Origin of the sequence: Enterococcus sp. DIV0174 (assembly GCF_050529065.1) — a bacterium.
Classification (GTDB): Bacteria; Bacillota; Bacilli; order Lactobacillales; family Enterococcaceae; genus Enterococcus_B; species Enterococcus_B thailandicus.
Map to the genome: position 1 here is coordinate 1,670,191 of NZ_CP172881.1, position 19,104 is coordinate 1,689,294.

General features: G+C 36.7%; 18 protein-coding genes. 4 read left to right on the top strand and 14 right to left on the bottom strand.

Features of this window, described 5'->3' with window-relative positions:
• Nucleotides 1-5: 5 nt before the first annotated feature.
• From IGJ93_RS07900 to IGJ93_RS07965, 14 genes are all read right to left on the bottom strand, one after another.
• A complete protein-coding gene (locus IGJ93_RS07900) occupies nucleotides 6-1,073 on the bottom strand; it encodes a DUF916 and DUF3324 domain-containing protein (protein ID WP_095803704.1) in 1,068 nt (355 codons plus the stop codon).
• A gap of 70 nt (nucleotides 1,074-1,143) precedes the next feature.
• The gene (locus IGJ93_RS07905; RefSeq protein WP_095803705.1) at nucleotides 1,144-1,728 is read right to left on the bottom strand and encodes a WxL domain-containing protein; all 585 of its coding nucleotides are present in this window, start codon (nucleotides 1,726-1,728) and stop codon (nucleotides 1,144-1,146) included.
• A gap of 1 nt (nucleotide 1,729) precedes the next feature.
• Nucleotides 1,730-2,122 carry an LPXTG cell wall anchor domain-containing protein gene (locus IGJ93_RS07910; protein WP_095803706.1) on the bottom strand — a complete coding sequence of 131 codons (393 nt, stop codon included), beginning with the start codon at nucleotides 2,120-2,122 and terminating at the stop codon, nucleotides 1,730-1,732.
• A 14-nt stretch (nucleotides 2,123-2,136) separates the two neighbouring features.
• A complete protein-coding gene (locus IGJ93_RS07915) occupies nucleotides 2,137-4,305 on the bottom strand; it encodes a MucBP domain-containing protein (protein ID WP_311801699.1) in 2,169 nt (722 codons plus the stop codon).
• Between the two features lie 169 nt (nucleotides 4,306-4,474).
• The gene (locus IGJ93_RS07920) at nucleotides 4,475-4,621 is read right to left on the bottom strand and encodes a hypothetical protein (RefSeq protein ID WP_271026780.1); all 147 of its coding nucleotides are present in this window, start codon (nucleotides 4,619-4,621) and stop codon (nucleotides 4,475-4,477) included.
• Entirely contained in the window at nucleotides 4,605-5,933 is a 1,329-nt protein-coding gene (locus tag IGJ93_RS07925; RefSeq protein WP_067481235.1) for a glycosyltransferase family 2 protein, read from the bottom strand. Before IGJ93_RS07925 ends, IGJ93_RS07920 begins: the two co-directional genes overlap by 17 nt.
• Nucleotides 5,934-6,164: 231 nt before the next feature.
• The gene (locus tag IGJ93_RS07930) at nucleotides 6,165-7,631 is read right to left on the bottom strand and encodes a helix-turn-helix domain-containing protein (protein WP_285701447.1); all 1,467 of its coding nucleotides are present in this window, start codon (nucleotides 7,629-7,631) and stop codon (nucleotides 6,165-6,167) included.
• A gap of 425 nt (nucleotides 7,632-8,056) precedes the next feature.
• Complete coding sequence (locus tag IGJ93_RS07935; protein WP_067481230.1) at nucleotides 8,057-9,979, bottom strand: BglG family transcription antiterminator; 1,923 nt, start codon at nucleotides 9,977-9,979, stop codon at nucleotides 8,057-8,059.
• An 87-nt stretch (nucleotides 9,980-10,066) separates the two neighbouring features.
• Nucleotides 10,067-12,010: a PTS fructose transporter subunit IIABC gene (locus IGJ93_RS07940; RefSeq protein ID WP_067481229.1), complete on the bottom strand. Its 1,944-nt coding sequence runs from the start codon at nucleotides 12,008-12,010 to the stop codon at nucleotides 10,067-10,069.
• Between the two features lie 207 nt (nucleotides 12,011-12,217).
• Complete coding sequence (gene lacD, locus IGJ93_RS07945) at nucleotides 12,218-13,222, bottom strand: tagatose-bisphosphate aldolase (RefSeq protein WP_376014896.1); 1,005 nt, start codon at nucleotides 13,220-13,222, stop codon at nucleotides 12,218-12,220.
• A gap of 43 nt (nucleotides 13,223-13,265) precedes the next feature.
• Nucleotides 13,266-14,198, bottom strand: a complete 933-nt coding sequence (gene lacC / locus IGJ93_RS07950) for a tagatose-6-phosphate kinase (protein WP_067481227.1) — start codon at nucleotides 14,196-14,198, stop codon at nucleotides 13,266-13,268.
• A gap of 15 nt (nucleotides 14,199-14,213) precedes the next feature.
• Nucleotides 14,214-14,729, bottom strand: coding sequence for a galactose-6-phosphate isomerase subunit LacB (gene lacB, locus IGJ93_RS07955; RefSeq protein WP_067481225.1), 516 nt, complete (start codon nucleotides 14,727-14,729; stop codon nucleotides 14,214-14,216).
• A 23-nt stretch (nucleotides 14,730-14,752) separates the two neighbouring features.
• A complete protein-coding gene (gene lacA / locus IGJ93_RS07960; RefSeq protein WP_067481223.1) occupies nucleotides 14,753-15,181 on the bottom strand; it encodes a galactose-6-phosphate isomerase subunit LacA in 429 nt (142 codons plus the stop codon).
• A 17-nt stretch (nucleotides 15,182-15,198) separates the two neighbouring features.
• A complete protein-coding gene (locus IGJ93_RS07965; protein WP_067481221.1) occupies nucleotides 15,199-15,984 on the bottom strand; it encodes a DeoR/GlpR family DNA-binding transcription regulator in 786 nt (261 codons plus the stop codon).
• A gap of 171 nt (nucleotides 15,985-16,155) precedes the next feature.
• Between IGJ93_RS07965 and IGJ93_RS07970 the strand changes: the two genes are divergently transcribed.
• From IGJ93_RS07970 to IGJ93_RS07985, 4 genes are read left to right on the top strand one after another with little or no spacing between them, the layout of a single operon-like run.
• Nucleotides 16,156-16,641, top strand: coding sequence for a PTS sugar transporter subunit IIA (locus IGJ93_RS07970; RefSeq protein ID WP_067481219.1), 486 nt, complete (start codon nucleotides 16,156-16,158; stop codon nucleotides 16,639-16,641).
• Nucleotides 16,642-16,655: 14 nt separating this feature from the next.
• Complete coding sequence (locus tag IGJ93_RS07975; protein ID WP_067481217.1) at nucleotides 16,656-16,958, top strand: PTS sugar transporter subunit IIB; 303 nt, start codon at nucleotides 16,656-16,658, stop codon at nucleotides 16,956-16,958.
• Between the two features lie 17 nt (nucleotides 16,959-16,975).
• Nucleotides 16,976-17,278: a PTS sugar transporter subunit IIB gene (locus tag IGJ93_RS07980; protein WP_075491361.1), complete on the top strand. Its 303-nt coding sequence runs from the start codon at nucleotides 16,976-16,978 to the stop codon at nucleotides 17,276-17,278.
• A 40-nt stretch (nucleotides 17,279-17,318) separates the two neighbouring features.
• On the top strand, nucleotides 17,319-18,728 hold the full coding sequence (locus IGJ93_RS07985; protein WP_071869277.1) for a PTS galactitol transporter subunit IIC: 1,410 nt from the start codon (nucleotides 17,319-17,321) through the stop codon (nucleotides 18,726-18,728).
• Nucleotides 18,729-19,104 lie beyond the last annotated feature (376 nt).

A 19,104-nucleotide genomic window follows, 5' to 3' on the forward strand; every position in this document is an offset into this window, starting at 1 on the left:
ACTATTTAGCTGGCGCTATCTTCTTTCTGTAGTTCATTCATTAATTTTTTGATTTTCTGATTTTTCTTACGAATGTAGATAAAGATAATAATAAAAAGAAGTAATAAAATACCACACACTAGAAGAATCAGGTAAAGCATCGTGTGATCTTCTTCCTTAGTTATTGCCGTTTTATTTAAATCAGCTGCTGTTTTTTTCGAAATAGTGAAATTTTGTTTGAATTCCCATTTTTCTCCTTTTGATTCAGCAGTCAGAGTTGCCGTGTATTTACCCGGACTCAATTCTTTTCCATCGGTTCGAATATCAAAGTTATACACTGAGTTTGGCGCTTGTTGCCCGTTTTCGATTTTCGTGGTGTATAACACCTTTTCTTCATCGGCTTTGCGAATGTCCCCCTTCACATTTAACTTATTGATAAACATTGCACTGGTATTTTTTAGAGGGAATTTAATACTATTTCGGCCGTTAATTTGTTCCACCTTGATTTTGCCAGCTTCGACAATCGGCTTTGTGATTTCTTTTTCGCCATGTAAAATAAGTGCAATCGTGTATCCATATTGATTTTGGACTGCCATACTGCTCTTATTTGCAGCACTGTCTTGCGTTTCTTTAGAAATCTCTTCTATCAAATTGATTCCGCCTGCTACAACTCCATCAAACGTTTTTTCTGGTGCAGTAATTGTATAAGTTAATTCTTTTGTTTCATTGGCTTTTAGCGCAATTTTATCGACTTGGACTTTCACCAACTGTTTCATATCATTTGTTAAGTTTGCTACTTCAAACTGTTGACTATTCTTATATTCCACAACACCATTACTATTTGTTGATGCATGATCCACATTTGTATCGACTACAATTGGATGGTTGGCATTATTCGTCACTTGAACGACTAACTCTATTGCTTCTTTCGGTTTCAGCTGTAAATCGTAATACGATAACGACTTATCTACCTGTTTCTCAGAAGGTAATGGATTTACTTGAAAATCAACCGCAGAAGCAGACACGTTTTGAAATGAGTAAAACGTACCTACTGAAATAGCACATAATAAAAAAGCCTTGACTTTGTTTTTCATCTTTTTTCTCCTTCAAAAAAATAGGAATAGATAGCCGGATGACTGTCTATTCCTACACGTTTACGAATGGTTAGTTGTTTGCAACTCCATCTGTCAATACCCAGTTAAGCGTAGTAGTATATTGACCAGCCACTTTAACTGTTGCACCAGGAACGCTTAAAGATGCAGCACCTTTAGCAAAATCTTCAATTGCTAAACCATTACCTTCACCTGTTTGAGCATCCATGATGACTGCTGCTTCATTGGTAGTTTTCAAAACAACACCTGCTTTTTCGTGAGCAACTGCTGTTGAACTTGCATCAATCGTTGGTGAAACTAATGTAATTTGTGCATTTGTTAATTCATGTGTATCATTTTTAAATTGACCAGCTTCAGAAACTTGTAATGCCCAACCAGCTTCAGTACCACGTAAATCTTGAACTTTGCTGAAAGTATCTGATTCAGTTGTATAGTTTTGGTCAGTAGCTGAGATTTCATGCATACCAAAGTCTAGGTCAGCAGCCTCTACAAGTGTCAAAGCGCCAGTATCTGGTGCTTTAAAACCAACTTCACCAGTTGTATCTTTTTGATCAATGTCAGCAGCATAAACAGTTGCCCCAGCTGTTGCAGATAATAAAGTTGCAGATAATACGATTCCCATAATTGCTTTTTTCATTTTAAAATTCCTCTTTTCGTTTTTTTAATAAATACATGACCCCGATAATCATCATGGCAACTCCAAGAAGTGTAATCGGGTCTGAGTTAACAGTACCTGTTTTGGGCAGGATGCCAGAGCTTATTTTGTAAGAACCTGATTGTGTCGTATCAGGAACAAGTTGTCTTGTATCGTTGTTCACTGTATTATTTGTTGTTTGATCGTTATTATTGATGATCTGATTGTTTGAATCTTCTTGTGAATCACTTGTACTACTATCCTCTGTTTTGTAAAAACCAACGCTTGCTTTACTTCCACCAGAATCAGCGACTTGCTCTGCTTGAACCTGTGAAGCAAAACCAAAGAATAAGATCAAGGATAGTAATGCAGCGAATCGCTTGTTTCTTTTTTTCATAGCTTTCTATCCCCTTATTCATTTGCTACAACATCACTTAGATCCCATTCGATCGTTGCATCGTACGTATCTGCAACAGCTTTTCCACCAGGAACGAATAATTGAAGAGTGTCGGGTTTTGACTGCCAGTCTTGAGACACATTCTGTTCATCATGGTTGCTTGTTGTTTGATTATGGATAACGACACTTTCGTCTGTTGTGATTGCTTGTTTACCTTGTGTCGGATTATTGTAATACAGTGTAGCACCTAATTTTTTGCTCGTTGTTGTGCCAATGAATTCTTGATTCAATTTTGCAGTTAAGCTCCAAGTAGATCCATTTTTACGTAAATCTTGGACGAGTAAGTTCTTATCCAAAGATTCTAAAGAGTAAGTTTCATCTCCTGCTGAAATGGTGTGCTCGCCAAATTGCAGTTGAGTTGGCGCATCAACAAAGAGAAGTTTGCCTTGATAAATATATGTGACTGTTTGAGGTTTATCTGTAAATTGCCCCTCTTTATTATCAGGTTCATCTAATAAAGTATAGTTATCGATTGTTGCTGCTTGAGAAGTATAAGGATCACCAACTTTTCCATTTAGAACCTTTGCTTCAGCAATTTCATTTTGATCTTCATCAACATACTTCACAGTAACTGGCGCACCATCTTGTTTTTCCAAAATCGTAACGGTTGCCGTCTTAGTTGAGAGATGTCCAGAAGAATTTGTCACAGAATAAGTGACTTGGTACTTGTCTGGCGTATTCGGTTGAACACTACTATAATCAACTGTCACATCTTTACTGATATCGCCATCTTCAGTGTCTCTAGCCGTAATATTTTCTAATAATTTTTCTTTAATATTTTCGTCTGTTAGATCACCAACATAAAATGTTTTATCTTCAACAGTTAAGTTAGCAAAAACGGTACTGTCACCAGTCGTCAAGAACCGATTATTCAAATCAAAATGTGCGCCACCACCGATATTCCCACCATTAGCTGTAGCCATATAGATATAAGCTTGACTTGGGTAAGTGATACTATCATTATTAGCATGTGCGCTGACACTTGCTTCGTAGCGACCATCTCGTTTGATATAGCCTCCCGAAACGTCTTCAGACTGTAAATCGATCCAAATTTCATTGTTGTCTGGCTTTCCAGAATCCCGATACACTTTGTAATATTGTTTAGGAATCACTGCTTGTGTTAACGTATCTCGAACAACAATATTCGCTATGTCTTCGTCTGTAATAGTCACTTTTCCGTTTCCTACTGGTTCGATGTACCAAGCAAAACGATAAAAGCAATCAGAAGGCAAAATGTTTTCTCCAGTATAGTTTACCTCAATAAAGTTTTGAATCACGTCTAACGTACGATTAAAATTACCAGTTGGTAGTCCACCTATATCAGAGCCATCTCTTGCAACAAAATTTCCAGGATTACTATTTGAAATCCCCCAATAAGAGTTAACATAATTATAAATCGGCGGTGTATTGGTATTTACTTTTAACTTAGGCGTGCCAACAATTGTTGGTATGTCCTGTCCGTTTGATGTCGTCGTTGCAGACACATTATACGTTGTTCCAGGGGTTCCAATTACTTTTGTATGAAAATCAGCCGAAATTGTAGTATTACCAACAATATCTTTTTTGACCACGAACGTGAGCGTTCCCGCACTTTCATCAATTGTTACATCAAAATAATTTGAAATGTTTTCATCTGTTAAATCAATCGTGCTATAATCAATTGCTTCTGACGGAATAGAAATAACGATTGTTGTACCTGCAGGAATCGAATCACCATCTTTGTTGCTCAACGTAATCGTTCCTGTATAAGTTGTATTTAACGTATATTCACTAGAGTTAGCTTTATAAGAAACAGAGCCGGTAGCAATTTTTGGAGTTATTCCGGGGAGAACATCTTTTTTGATTGCATCATCTGCTGTTGTTTCTTTTTCTGTTGCACTCGTTTCAGTTTCCGTTATAATGGAACTTGAAATATTTTTTTCACTGGACTCTTTTTCGGAAGTATTTGTTGTCTCACTTAAATTGTCAGAGGTTTGAGTGGTTGTTGTTTCTGTTGCTTCCGATGAGAGAGTTGTTTGGTCAGCTGTTTCTGCATAAACAATTGTTACAAGATCATTTGTTACTGATAAAGTTAGAAACACGCTACTTAATAAAACAAACTTCTTATATGCTGAACTTTTCACTTCTTTCACCTCCCTTCAAATGTATTGCACCTAAATAACATTTCGCTGTTATTTACTTACAAACCCATTGTACTAATCATAAAAAACCTTTTCCTCTTTAATATTTAAAAAAATTTTTCAATTTCAAAGAATGAATAAACTTTCACAAGCTAATTACGCTAGTTAAGACTTATGCACTGATAAAGAAAAATGCTAAAATTCCTGCAATTACCACTAAATAAACCAAATTTTTTCCGAAATAACCTGCGCGATGTTCTTTCTTCGTCTGATGACGACTTGTTTTTTGATCTAACTTCAAATTATTTTGTACTTGCATATTGTTCACCTTCCAAATCTTTGTATTGTACGGAATGTACTGTTTTGTTCCATTTGTTTTGTGGCTTGAACCACGTAAAGAAGCCTACGATTTGCGCAATCATATACGTTAACGAATTATAAATAAAGCAGTAAACCAAGCGAATGAAAAACAGGATTTTTTTCCACCAAGTGTTTTTCAATTGGAAATAGTCCTTACCTTCTTCAATAAAGTAAACGGTCGGTATAATCAAAAAGTTGAATGCTTCCATTGTTAACCAGAATGTGATAACAGAAAACAAATTAGGTAAGTATTTCAACAAACGAATATCAATAATTCCTAATGCTAAAATAATTAAGTAAGCTACCGGACGAACCATTGAATAAGAATAAAATAAGGTTTCAATCTTACTCATTAGTTCATTGAAGTGTTTTGATTTAAATAACGACTTAATTTGTTTAAAAGTTGTTGAAAATGCTACATACCAGTGTCCTTGCGCCCAACGTGTTCGTTGATGATGGCTTGCTAAAAAGCTATTTGGTTTTTCATCATGGACAACTGCAAACTGATTCCAACCACTTCTTAACCCATTCATTGACAACTCCACTTGCAACTCGAAATCTTCTGTATAACTTCTTGGATTCCAGCCACGTTCCATTAAATATTTTGTGTCTAAAATAAATCCTGTGCCACCAATCGCTGCATTCCAGCCTAAAACATAATTGGCAAATTGAACCGCACGATTAGTAATAAAGTACACAGCAGAATAACCAGATGCTGTAATCGATGTAAACACATTTTTCATACCCAAATATCCTTGGATGACTACAAATTCCGGATGAGCAATACTTTGTGAATTCATTTCTGTTAAGTAGTTAGGTTCTACAATATTATCCGCATCAATAAATGCAATATAATCATACTCTTGCCAACTTTCATTATTGATGAAGCTTGCAATTGCATGTGGTTTCCCTCTTGGTTCATCAGGCTTCGATGTGTTTTCAAACACTTTTGCTTTGCCAATACTCCGTACAATCTCTGCTGTATTATCAGTGCAGTTATCAGCAATCACCACAATGTCAAATAAGTTAGGATCGTAATCCTGATGAACTAACGCTTCGACAGTTTCTTTGATTACTGCCGCTTCGTTATGCGCAGGAATCAAAAATAAAAATTTCTTTTTCGGAGCAACTATTTCATAATCTCTTTTTGGCGTGATGAGACCAAAAACAGATAATGCTGTAAAAAATAATAGATTTGCAAAAACAAGTACAATCAACGCTGTACAAATCCAAGATAGCGGTTCAAATAAATAATTTGGTAACGTAAACAATTAAAATTCCTCCTGTCCTTCTATTAAATAGTAGCACCCTCTTGGATAGTCAACTTCCCATTATTTTAAAAAATTTTTTTCAGATATTGAGAAGTCAGCCAACGAAAATTAGTATAACAAGCATAATTTATGCTTTCCTCTTCAAAATTCAAAAAATAAATGACGCTTTTTCAAATTTCATGGAATCAGTCTCTACTTATCTTTTAAAAAAATAAAAAAACTACTGAAAACTCAATGATTTTCAGTAGTTCTTCTATTTTTTTCTTCAAAAATTTTTCTTTCAAGTGCGGTGTAATTTTCTGGAAAATTACTTTGATCCCAATAATAATATCGTTGTTTTTTTGGCACCTTTTGTTTCATGAGCGAATAATTGATTAAAAGTAAATCACAGGAGTTAGTTGAAATATCCTCAAGAATAATGACTTTGACAAAGCCAAAGCTTCCCAAAAATGATTGCAAATCCTTGATACATATGATTCCCAATTCTTTAGGTAAACCAACGGTCACTGATGGCACGCGATACTTACGGTAGTGAAGTGTCAACAATACACAGAGCACCAATAAAGGTCTGCTTTTTGTTGCGACTTGTAGTTCCTCCTGTTCAATCACTTTTCCTTTCAATGCGACTAACGTTTTTTGATAGCTAGCTGGTAACAATTGTTGAATAAGCTGGATAATTTCTTTGGCTTCTTCCCCAATCAAGTTGTTGACCATTCCTGAAAAAAGCAAGACATCATACACAAACTCACTGTCACTGATGATTTCAAATTGATTTTTTTCAAGTAATCTCAGATACGTTTTGACAAACTCGGCTAATTGTTTGTTTTGTTTTAATTGTTGTCTGGCAAATACTCTCTTTTGTTCCGTGGTGATTCGCTCATTCAAGATAAACAAATTGATAAACGTGCTCAAGAATTTTTTCTCTGCACTTCTGACCTTTTTCGGTGTGTAATGCCATAATTCAGCATAAGGAGCTCCATAATCGTAAAAGAGGGTATGTAATTCGTCCTGTAACTCAAAATTCGTTAAATATTTTTTTAATAAATAGCGACTTTCCAACACATTTAATAGCAAAACCAGCTGCTGTTTTGTGATAAATGAGATATCTTGATTCGCAATCACCTGATATTTCTTTTCATTACCTAGATAAGTAAATAAATTTTCTTGCCCGCGATATCCCCACCACAATGAAAAGTAAAGAAAGGTCCGATAAGCCGTTTCTTGAAGATCGTTTGTCGTTTTAAGTGTTAGATTCATTTGATAAACTGCTAGAAGATTTTTTAGCAATTGAATTTTTCGATGAAAAGTTGAGATACTAATCAAGTGTTTTTGCGCATAACTGAGTTCATTTTTATTAGGATGACGCACTTTATAAACTAAATAGGTAAACGTAACACTTTCTTTTTTTAGCAAAAATAAACGATAACTGTCAATCGTAAATAATTGTACTTCTTGCTCCCGAAGAACCTTTCCCGTTTTTAAGATAAATTGCGATTGACCATGTTCTTGTAACTCATCTTGAATAATTTCTTTCGTCAATGTTTGTATTCCTTGATAGGAAAGATTAAACTGTTTTGCTACACTTTTTAACGAAACTTTTTGTTCTTGCACAATCAAATATTTAAATAAATGAAGTTTGTTTCGACTGTTTGACTCAAAAAATAAGGTTTCAAACATCCCGTCAACTAAATGATTCATTTTGCTCACCTATATTCCCTAACTTTTCCAATTTTATCTCCTATTATTATGTACGCAATAACGTTCAGTCCTACCCAAACTTAATTAACATATTACTTTCATCAAAATGATCGCCATAATTAACAAAAGAACTCTTTACTAAAAAAACACAATGTTTTTTTTATAATAACATTTTAACTAATTTTATTTCATAAATAAACAAAAAAAGTAACACTGCCTGAAACTTCACTAACGGGCAGTGTTACCTTAAGAAAATCTAATAATTTGAACTAACTTAATGATACCATACTTTTTTTATAATACAAATATTTCGCTAATAAAGTAGCAAAATGGATTTGAACATCCTATACGGAATAATGTCAGATATAAAAAAACATTTATTATCCAAAAAAATATGTTCAACTATTCTTAACTTTGGATATCTTTTACTCATAGCTAGACAACAAAGTTAAAATTTCTAACGGATGATCTGTTTGCAACAATTCGTTCATACGTTCAGGCTGCTTCTCTAAATAATGAATGACGGAGAATAATTTTTTGAATTCTGGATGTTTCAAATCATTTTTCTTGACCGCCAGCAACAAAACAACACAGATTTGCTCACCGTGCCAAGTAATTGGTTGCTTCATCGTCGCAATCGAAATCGTTGAATGCTTCACATAAAATGGATTGCCATGGGGAAGCGTGATTAGTGATGCGACCCGCGTACTCGAATGGCGATCTCGCTCTAACACAGATTCAATGAATTCCGGATGAACATATTGATTTTCAACTAAGACATTTCCCATGAAAGACAAGATTTCTGTAGGGTCTGTTAAGTCTAAATGTGGGAAAATCAAGAATGGATTCGTGAAATTTGCCAAATCAAACGTTTTTGTTCGTTTATTTGGCACATGCTCTAGCATGTATTTCGCCAACCTCGATAAATCGGTTTCCGTAATCATCGGTGAAATTTCGATTACAGGAATGCTTTCATGTTGAAAAGGGAGCGTCGTCAAAATAAAATCAACCGGTGGAAATTCTTCAGCATTCAGCTCAGAACTATGCTCAACTAAATCCAAAATTGTCAATTCAGGAAGTTCTCGATTAAGTCTCGCTTCAAGAAAAGTTGCCATTGCCTTTGAGTATTCGCTAACTAAAATCGTTTGGTATCTCCGACTTTTTTGATGCTGGTGGCGCTCGATTGCCGCTTGGAAATGGATCGTCAAATAAGCAATCTCATCTTGCGGCACATAAAAGGGTTCTTTATCAAAATAATCCTCCAAAATCAATTGCAGAACTAAAAATAATTGCGTATACGTGCTAAAAACATTTTTCGTTAACGGATTTGAAATCGTTAATCCATAATTCAAACGAAAATAAGTGGAAGATAAATGAGAACTTAAATTTTGTGCCAAAAGCTGGTCTTCTTTCAATGAATAACCTAAGAATTGCTCAACTTGATCAATCAAATGAAGGGCTAATTCATCTGCTTCACCTTGAAAGCGTGCAGCAGACTGAGATTTAGAAAATAAGTTAGCAATTCTTAACGCTAAATAGTTGATTTCATCCGGTGAAAATTCAATTGGATACACGTTTGCTAACTTGGCTAAGACTTGGCTACTGATTTTTTGCGCTTGCGTATGATTGACTGCTTCATTTTCATCTTCACTCAATTTGACTTTTTGCAATTGCTTCATGCGTTCTAACATAAAATAAATATGAATCTCAACAGTAGACAAGCCTGCTGGTTCCTCTAGCTGATTCTCATAGAAGACATCTCGTAACGTATGTTGAATTACTTTTAGTGTGTCTTTTGCAAAAAATTCCTTCAAGGATGGACTTTGTGGATCTGCCTTTTGCATATTACGCAATGTTTTCACCAGCAGTCGCCTTTTTTCTTGCTCGTCACCGGTGATAAATGTGCCCAGTTTTGTTTTTGACACTAACACTAAATGATGTTGTTGGAAAAAACTTTGCAAATCTGTTAATTCTTTTCTGACTGTTCGGCGACCAACAAATAATTTCTCTGCTAATTCTTCAAGACTGAGACCGTCTTTTGCAACTAACAAATGAAAAATCAACAATTGCCTTAACTGGCTTTTCTCCAGTTCCGTTTCAGTCTTTTCATTCAGCAGACGTTTGACCTGATCTTTTTCATGAGGTAAGCCAACTAGTAAAATACCTGTTCCTTTTTTTCTTTCAATAATTAAAGGTAATTGGTGCGCATTCAACCAGTCTTCGATTTTGTTTAAATCACTATGGATAGTGCGCTCAGAAACTTGGAAGCACGTTGCTAATTCTTTGGTAGTTAAATAACTATTATTTTTTATTAATTGATAAATTAAAGATTGCTGGCGTTGATTCATTAAGAAAAGAAGCTCCCTTCTGAATAAAAAAATCGACTATGATAACACATCTATTATGTCTCATCACAGTCGATTTTTCATCTTATGTTACATTTCGCTTAATAATTGATTAACAGCCGCTTTATTTGGGGCTTCCATCAATGCTTGACGGAAGTCATCATCCATTAATTTGCGTGAAAGACGTTGGAGAATTTTTAAGTGCATATCTCCTTGGCTATTTTCTGGAACAGCAATCATAAAAATCAAATGCGCCGGTTCACCATCGAGTGATTGCCAATCAATTCCTTGTTGACTTCTCGCAAAAGCAAGTGTTGGCTTGGTAACATGGGCTGATTTACCATGAGGGATTGCGATACCCATCCCAATTCCAGTTGTACTTTCATTTTCACGAGTATAGATTGCTTTTTTAAACCCTGCTGTATCTGTAATGTGACCTGTTTTCCCTAAACGTTGTACTAAATCTTCAACAACGGTATCTTTTGTTGTTTCAGTTGTGTCTAAAACAATCGTATCATCTGTCATGATTTCTGTGATTGAATCAAAATTTTCTGGAGCAATCGTTGGTTCAGTTTCTGCGTCTTCTACTTCGTCTAGGTGCATTGCTCCGTTTGGTGTCGCAACAACTGGTGTAACTTGTAAAGTTGGTTTCAAGATTCTTAACATTAAAACAGTTACTGCGATTCCAGCAATCACTGCTGCAAAGAACATTGCCACATGATCAACTGCACCTAACACCGCTACAATTGGTCCACCATGTGCAACGTGGTCAGTTACACCTGAAAGCATCGCAATTACACTACCAGTCATCGCACCAACTACAATACTTGGAATAACACGTAATGGGTCAGTTGAGGCAAATGGAATCGCACCTTCTGTAATCCCAAACAAGCCCATCGCTAACGAAGCTTTTCCTGCTTCTCGCTCAGTTTTTGTAAATTTCGTTTTCAAGATCAATGAAGCTAAACCTAACGCTAAAGGAGGAATACAAATTGCAACTGCAATTGGCCCCATAATTGAGTAATTTCCTTCAGCAATCAATCCTGATCCAAATAAAAAGGCAACTTTATTAAATGGTCCACCCATATCAAAAGCAATCATCGCACCAAGAATCATCGCTAAAACAACTTCACTTCCACCTTGCATACCTGCTAAGAATTGTGTCAATGAATTAAACAAAAGTGCAACAGGTTCACCAATAACATAGATAAAGACAAAGCCAACTGCCAGTGAACCTAAAATCGGAATGACGATAATCGGCATAATGGATTGCAAAGCTTTCGGTACAGGAATTTTTTTGATTCCCAAAGCAATAAATCCAGCCAGGAACCCTGTGATGATCCCACCTAGGAAACCAGCGTTTGCATCACTTCCATATAAAGCACCGTTAGCTGCCAACATGCCACCGACAAACCCTGGAACTAAGCCCGGACGATCCGCAATACTTTGCGCAATAAACGCTGACAAAATAGGAACCATCAAGCCCATAGCAATTCCGCCAATACTGTTCATCGTTGCCCAGATCGTGCCTTCAGGAATTTTGATTCCTTCTGGCGTCGCTGTCCCACCTAAAGTCAATGAAATTGCAATCAACAACCCACCGGTAACAACAAACGGCACCATATAAGAAACACCATTCATCAAACTTTTATAAACTTTTTTCCCTAGTCCTTCTGTTTCGCCCTTGTTCTCAGCAGAAACATCTGTCAGAGCGCTTTCAAAAACAGGCGCTTTTCCTGTTAAGATATCTTCAACTAATGTATTCGCATGATGAATGCCATCTTGAACACCCACATTGATTAGTGGTTTACCACCAAAGCGTGATTTATCAACTTTCGTATCAGCCGCGATAATGACACCTGCTGCTTCTTTGATGTCGCTGGCTGTTAACTCGTTCTCTACACCAATCGAACCATGTGTTTCGACCTTCACTTCGACACCAAGTTCTTTCCCAGCTTTTTCTAAATTTTCAGCAGCCATGTATGTATGGGCAATTCCAACTGGACAAGAGGTGATTGCAACAATTTTTTTCATCTTTCTTCCACCTTTCTTTCTACTCACTTAGTATATAAAAACGGTTTCTTTTTATTAAGGACAATTTGATTCCGAAATAACGGAAATTTTTGTCATAAAGCTTTTACTTCAAAAAATCAAAACAAAAAACTGTAGCCGATCACTTATTCGTCATCGCTACAGTTTTTTTGCTAAAAATGCTCAGTTACGTTATTAGCTAAATGTTACCTATAAGGAAACTGGCGTTGCTGTTTCCTTTAATACCGTGTTCAATGCCTCGATATTTTCTCGACCAGTTTGGTTTAACCATTTGCGTGCAGCTACTTCCCCTTCAACAATGAATGGTTCCACACCATTTGCCCACGTTGCTCGTCCACACAAGACACCATTAAATGTTGACCCTGCCGCTTTAGCAAAGCGCAATGTTTCTTGAAACAACTCGGCAGACACTCCTGCACTCAAAAAGATAAAAGGCAATGAAGTTGCTTCTGTCTGCTCTTTGAAATAAGCCGCAGCTTCAGCTTGTGTATAAACAACTTCATCAGTTGCATACCCTTCAACATAATTCATATTGACTGGGACTTCTACTTTCAAGACATCAACATGATAGCGTTCGCGAGAAAATTCTTTCATCATCTCAATCACCTTATGTGGTTTAACTTTGGCATATGCTGAAGATGCGCTATCCGCATTCTCAGCGTCATAAGAAACTAGCTCTAAGAAAAATGGCAATTCTTCTGCTTCACATTCTGATCCAATTCGTTCAATAAACGCTTGTTTTCGTTGATTGATTTCGGTAGCTTCATCCACATCGTAGTACAATAAAAATTTACAGGCATCCGCCCCTTGTTCTTTTAACCGTTTCACTGACCAATCTGCTAAAAGGTCGGGTAATCGTCCCGGTGTCGAAGCGTCATAACCTGTTTTTTCATAAGCTAAAAGTAACCCAGCACTCTCTGCACGCGCTTGAGCTGCCGGCAAGCCATATTCAGGATCCAACAAAATAGCTGAAGCATACGGGGTTAATTCTTCTGAAACGATTTTTTTGAAGTTTTCAATTTGTCCATCTGTTGCGGGGGTTGCTTGATGTTTCGCAATCATTTTTTTCAATGCGCCCCGTTGGTCAATGGCTAATGCACTGATAATTTTATTTTCATCCGTTAATTGCTCAATATATGCTTGTTTTCCTTTAGTTCCAATCATTGATTTTGCACCGTCCTTATTGAGTTTCATCATCAATCACTTCAATGTTTGATGTATTTTGTCAAATAATTAGTTAAACTTTCGCAACCTTGATTTGGTTATATAAATGAGGGAAATTCATTAAGTTTACTTGACCAGTTACTGCTTCTTGCGCATTTAACATTCCTAAAACATTGGCTATTTTCAATAATTCTTCTGCACTTTTCCCTTGTTCCAACGCATAGGTGATACCGGCAACTGTCGCATCCCCTGAACCAACTGGATTCACCACGTCGATTTTAGGAATGTTTACTTGATAAAAAGTATTTCCATGCTTGGCAAAAGCGCCGTGCGCTCCCAGTGAAACAACGATCCATTCAATCCCAGCGAAACGTTCATTTCTTAATGCTTCTTTTAAAACTGGCAACTCATTGGTCACTTCAAACGCTAATAGTTCTGATAACTCTTCCAGATTCGGTTTGATTACTGTTGGTTTTTCCTGACTTTCCAAAACGGCTTGCAAAGCTTTCCCTGAGCAATCTAGTACGACTGGTTTCTTCTTTTGCTGACAAATCGCCAACATTTCACTATAAAAATCAACAGGTAATCCTGCCGGCAAACTCCCAGAGAAACTTAGAATCGTTGCATCTTCTGCCAACTGTTCAAAATGAACTAAAAAGTCTTCCGCTTCTGAAGCTGAAATGACCGGCCCTTGTTCTAAAATTTCTGTTTGTTTCCCTTCATGCAAAATGGCAATGCAATTTCGCGTCTTACCACTAATAGGTGAAAACGCATGTTTAATCCCTGCACTTGTCAATTCATGTTGGATGGCATCGCCCAGTTCACCACCCAATAAGCCACTTGCTAAAACATCGGCACCCAACTGTTCTAAGACTCGTGTGACATTTAATCCTTTACCGCCAGCAGTTTTCCTCACTTTCGAAACACGATTGACCGTATCCAGTTGAAAATGTTCCAGCGGATAAGAGATGTCAACTGAAGGATTCATTGTGATCGTGACAATCATTTTTTCACCTCCATTTTAATCGTGGTACTCGCCACGGTCCCATTTTTCTAAAAATTCATCAAAGAAATGTTCATCTGCTTGCTCTGGATGATTTTTTTCAACGTGATCGATTTTTGCAATCAAACGTTTGTTTTCAGGTGTTTCTTGGTATTTCGCTTGAATAAAGGCCTCGATAATATCACAAATCAAAAATTCTCCGGTGATTTTCCCACCAAAACCAATCACGTTCGCATTCAATTCTTCTTTCGCATAAATCGCACTTGTCATATCGCGAACTAAAGCAGAACGGACACCAGGAACTTTATTGACTGCATTATTAATTCCTACACCAGTTCCACATATACATACGCCTAAATCTGCTTCATGACTGACAACTGCTTCACCTACTTTTTTGCCATAAATAGGATAATGTGTTCGTGTAAAGTCATATGTCCCCATATCAATAACTTCATATCCTTTGCCTTTCAAAAAATCTGAAACAGCAATTTTTACATCTGTCACAATATGGTCACAACCAATAGCTATTTTCATGAATATTTACCATCCTTTTCTTTTTACGCCATTTTATTTAACATATCTACGCGAATTTGGTGACGCCCGCCATCATAATCAGCTGCTAAAAATTCTTTGACGATATTTTTGGCTAATCCTTCACCAACGATTTCTGAGCCAATCGTAATCATTCGCGCATTATTATGTTCTCGAGTCATATAAGCTGAACGCTCATCAGATACTTCCGCCGCTACCATACCTTTCACTTTTGTTGCTGTCATGAAACTTCCTGCACCATATCCGTCAAATGCAATTCCAAGACTTCCTTCTTCAGCTAAAACGTCTGTTGCTACAGCTAATGTTGATTCGATAAAATCAGTCGAAGCGGTTTCACTTTTGTCAACCACTTCAAAACCCTTTTTAAGTAAATATTCTTTGATCGGTTCTTTCAATTTCATTCCTTGTTCATCTGATCCAATGACGATTTTCATCTGTACTCCTCCTCTAATCAATTAAAAATTTGAGTATATTGTTCGTATTGAGTTTTCATTTCCTCTGAGATTGTGTAATCCGTAAAAAAACCATTGATTTCAGTAAGTGAATAAAAATTGTAAAAGTCGCTATGGCCAAATTTATGCGCATCACCTACTAAATATTTTTTGTGTGCTTTTTCCAAGACTAATTGCTGGAACTTTCCTTCCTCAATGCTGAAGGTGAAGACGTGCTCGTCCAAAATACCATTCACGCCGACAAATGCTTTTTCGATACTTAGTTTTTGAATCGTCTCATTTGCCATAGAACCAACAAATGCACCGGTCTTCTTACGAAAAGAACCACCTACTAAATACAGCTCGAGATCTTCCTTTTTTTCTAGCAAATTAAAAACTGGCAAACTGTTCGTCACAATCCGTAACGGCCCTTCTTGAATAAATTGAGTCATTAATTCGATGGTTGTTCCAGATCCTAAAAAAATCGTATCTCCTGCTGAAATTTTTTTAGCAGCATTTTTTGCAATATACTTTTTTTCTTCTATACTGATGGCTTTTTTCTCAGTATGAGATAACTCAACCCCTGTCAGTGGCTGTTCTCTTATCGTTATCGCAGATTCGGCATATCCCTTACTCTGTGCACCACCATGCACACGCTCGATTTTACCTTGCTGAGCCAGTTCATCTAAATCTCGACGAATCGTCATATCTGACACTGGTAAATTTTTTTGAATCATTTTCACCGTAATAACGCCAAACTGCTCACACAATTCTAAAATAGAACGTTGCCGTTCACTTTTCAACATAGGCACCACCTTTCCAACGACATAATAAAACATTTGCAAACAAATATCAACACCAAAAAGCAAAAATATGTTTATTTTCTTTTGAAAAGATGCTTGACTTTCTTATGTAAGCGGTTATACTGTAGGTGTAATTGAGATATACAAACATTTTCAAACAAAGGAGGAGGAAATATGTCAACAACTACTACATTCTTTTTCCCCGAAACAGTCTATGTTTCAAATAAACAAACCCAAACAGAGGTGTTTGAGGAAGTTTATTTAGATTTAGTAGAAAAAGAATTAGTCACTGAAGACTTTTTCGATCATTTATTAGAAAGAGAGGCCAATTATCCAACTGGGTTAGACTTATCGCCCATCGATTCATCTTTGCCAGATATTGCGATTCCCCATACTGAAAGCGAGTTCGTCAAAACGACTCGAATCGTTCCAATCAAATTAACGCACCCAATTTTATTTCATCACATGATTCGGCCATCAGACACTTTGGATGCTTCCTTTTTATTTATGATTTTAAATGAAAATGGTGCAGAACAAGCGGGTATGTTGGCAGACATCATGGACTTTATCAATTCTGTTGACAAAAAGGAGTTACAAAGATTTTTCTCATATGAAGACCCAAAGGAAATTTATACATTTTTAGAAAAGAATTTTAATTAGAGGAGTGTTCTGAAATGATCAAAATTTTAGCTGCTTGTGGTGCGGGTGTTAACTCAAGCCACCAAATCAAATCTGCATTAGAAAATGAACTAGGTAAACGCGGGTATCAAGTTTCTTGTGACGCGGTCATGATTAAAGACATCAATCAAGAAATGCTTTCTCACTACGATATTTTTGCGCAAATCGCAAATACCGATCTTGGTTTCCCAGTCAACATTCCAATCGTTGATGCTGGTGCGATCTTATACCGCATCCCTGCAATGGCTGAACCTGTGTATTCTCAAATGGAACAAGCAATTCAATCAATTCAAAAATAAGAAAAGAGGAATTTCGAATGATTAACATTTTAGCCGCTTGTGGTGCAGGCGTTAACTCAAGCCACCAAATCAAATCTGCATTAGAAAATGAACTAGGTAAACGTGGGTATCAAGTTTCTTGTGACGCGGTCATGATTAAAGACATCAATCAAGAAATGCTTTCTCACTACGATATTTTTGCACAAATCGCAAATACCGATCTTGGTTTCCCAGTCAACATTCCAATCGTTGATGCTGGCGCGATCTTATACCGCATCCCTGCAATGGCTGAACCTGTGTATTCTCAAATGGAACAAGCAATCCAATCGATTCAAAAATAAGAAAAAATGATTTTCAACTTGACATAAAGGAGAAAAGAGCATGAATGCAATTATTGATATCGCAAATACGATTTTCCAGCCTCTAATCAACTTAGGGGCTGCACCTTTGATGACTATTGTTTTAACACTGATCGCGCTTTGTTTTAAAGTCAAGCCCACTCGCGCACTGGAAGGCGGGCTGAAATTAGGGATTGCCTTAACAGGGATTGGTGCAATTATTGGTATTCTAACGACTGCATTTTCGGGCGCAATGACCGATTTTGTTGAACGTACCGGTATTTCATTAAATATCACCGATGTTGGCTGGGCTCCTCTAGCAACAATCACTTGGGGCTCCCCTTATACGTTGTATTTCTTATTGATTATGGTTATCGTCAACGTTGTTATGTTGTTCTTAAATAAAACAAACACATTAGATGTTGATATTTTTGACATTTGGCATTTATCAATTGTCGGTCTATTCGCCATTTTCTGCGGAGCAAATCTATTGATTGCTACACTGTTGGTTATTTTTATCGGTGTCTTAAAAATCATCAATTCTGACTTGATGAAGCCAACTTTCAACGATTTGTTAAATGCACCTGATTCAAACCCAATGACTACCACACATATGAACTATATGATGAATCCAATCATCATGGTTTTCGATAAAATTTTTGATAAAATTTTCCCATGGTTAGATAAATATGACTTCGACGCTGCCAAATTAAATAGCAAAATCGGTTTTTGGGGATCAAAATTTGCTATCGGGATTTACTTAGGTATCTTTGTTGGCCTACTAGCTGGTCAAACACCAACCGAAATCTTCTCACTCGCATTCACTGCCGCTGTCTGTTTAGAGCTATTTTCTTTGATTGGCGCATGGTTCATTGCTGCTGTTGAGCCTTTATCACAAGGAATTACAGATTTTGCCTCAAACAAATTAAAAGGTCGGACCATCAATATCGGTTTAGACTGGCCCTTCATTGCTGGTCGTGCAGAAATTTGGGCTGCTGCCAATGTGTTAGCACCGATCATGCTTCTTGAAGCGATTGTTTTACCAGGAAATAAATTATTACCTTTAGGTGGTATCATCGCTATGGGTGTTACACCCGCCCTATTAGTTGTGACTCGCGGTAAATTGATTCGTATGATTGTCATTGGTGCAATCGAATTACCGTTATTCTTATGGTCAGGTACCTTGATTGCTCCATTCGTTACAGAAACTGCAAAAAAAGTTGGTGCATTCCCAGCAGGACTAAATGCTGACTCCTTGATTTCTCACACTACAATGGAAGGTCCAGTCGAAAAATTCTTGGGCTATTTAGTTGGTCATGCTTCTCAAGGGCAAATTGAATTTATTCTGTATGCGATTTTAGCACTTGTCGCTTACCTATTGATTTTTGTTTGGTATGCTCGTCAAATGAAAAAAAGAAATGCTGCTTACGCTGCGGAAAAAGCTACTATGTAAAAAAGGTTGTGGTGCAAAGCGGTCAGCTCTGACAAAATAATGAGCAACTGACAAAAATATCTTTTCATATTTTGAGACAGTTACGAATTATTTCGAGGAGTTGCTTTGGGAACACCGTGTAAAACGTTGTGGCGCAAAGTGTTTAGCTCAAACTATTCATCTCTGACTAGATAGTTAGCAGATACTTCAAAAATAGCTAAACGTCTTTTGAAGCAAACGTAAGCTATAACAAAATTTTGGTTTGAGAACACCATTTATTCGAAAAACGAGACCGGAACAGAAGTAACCTAACTCGAAAAAAACGCCTAAAATCCGTTTTTGAAAACGTTGATTTTAGGCGTTTTTTAAATTGTAAAATGTGTTAAGAACGACTGGG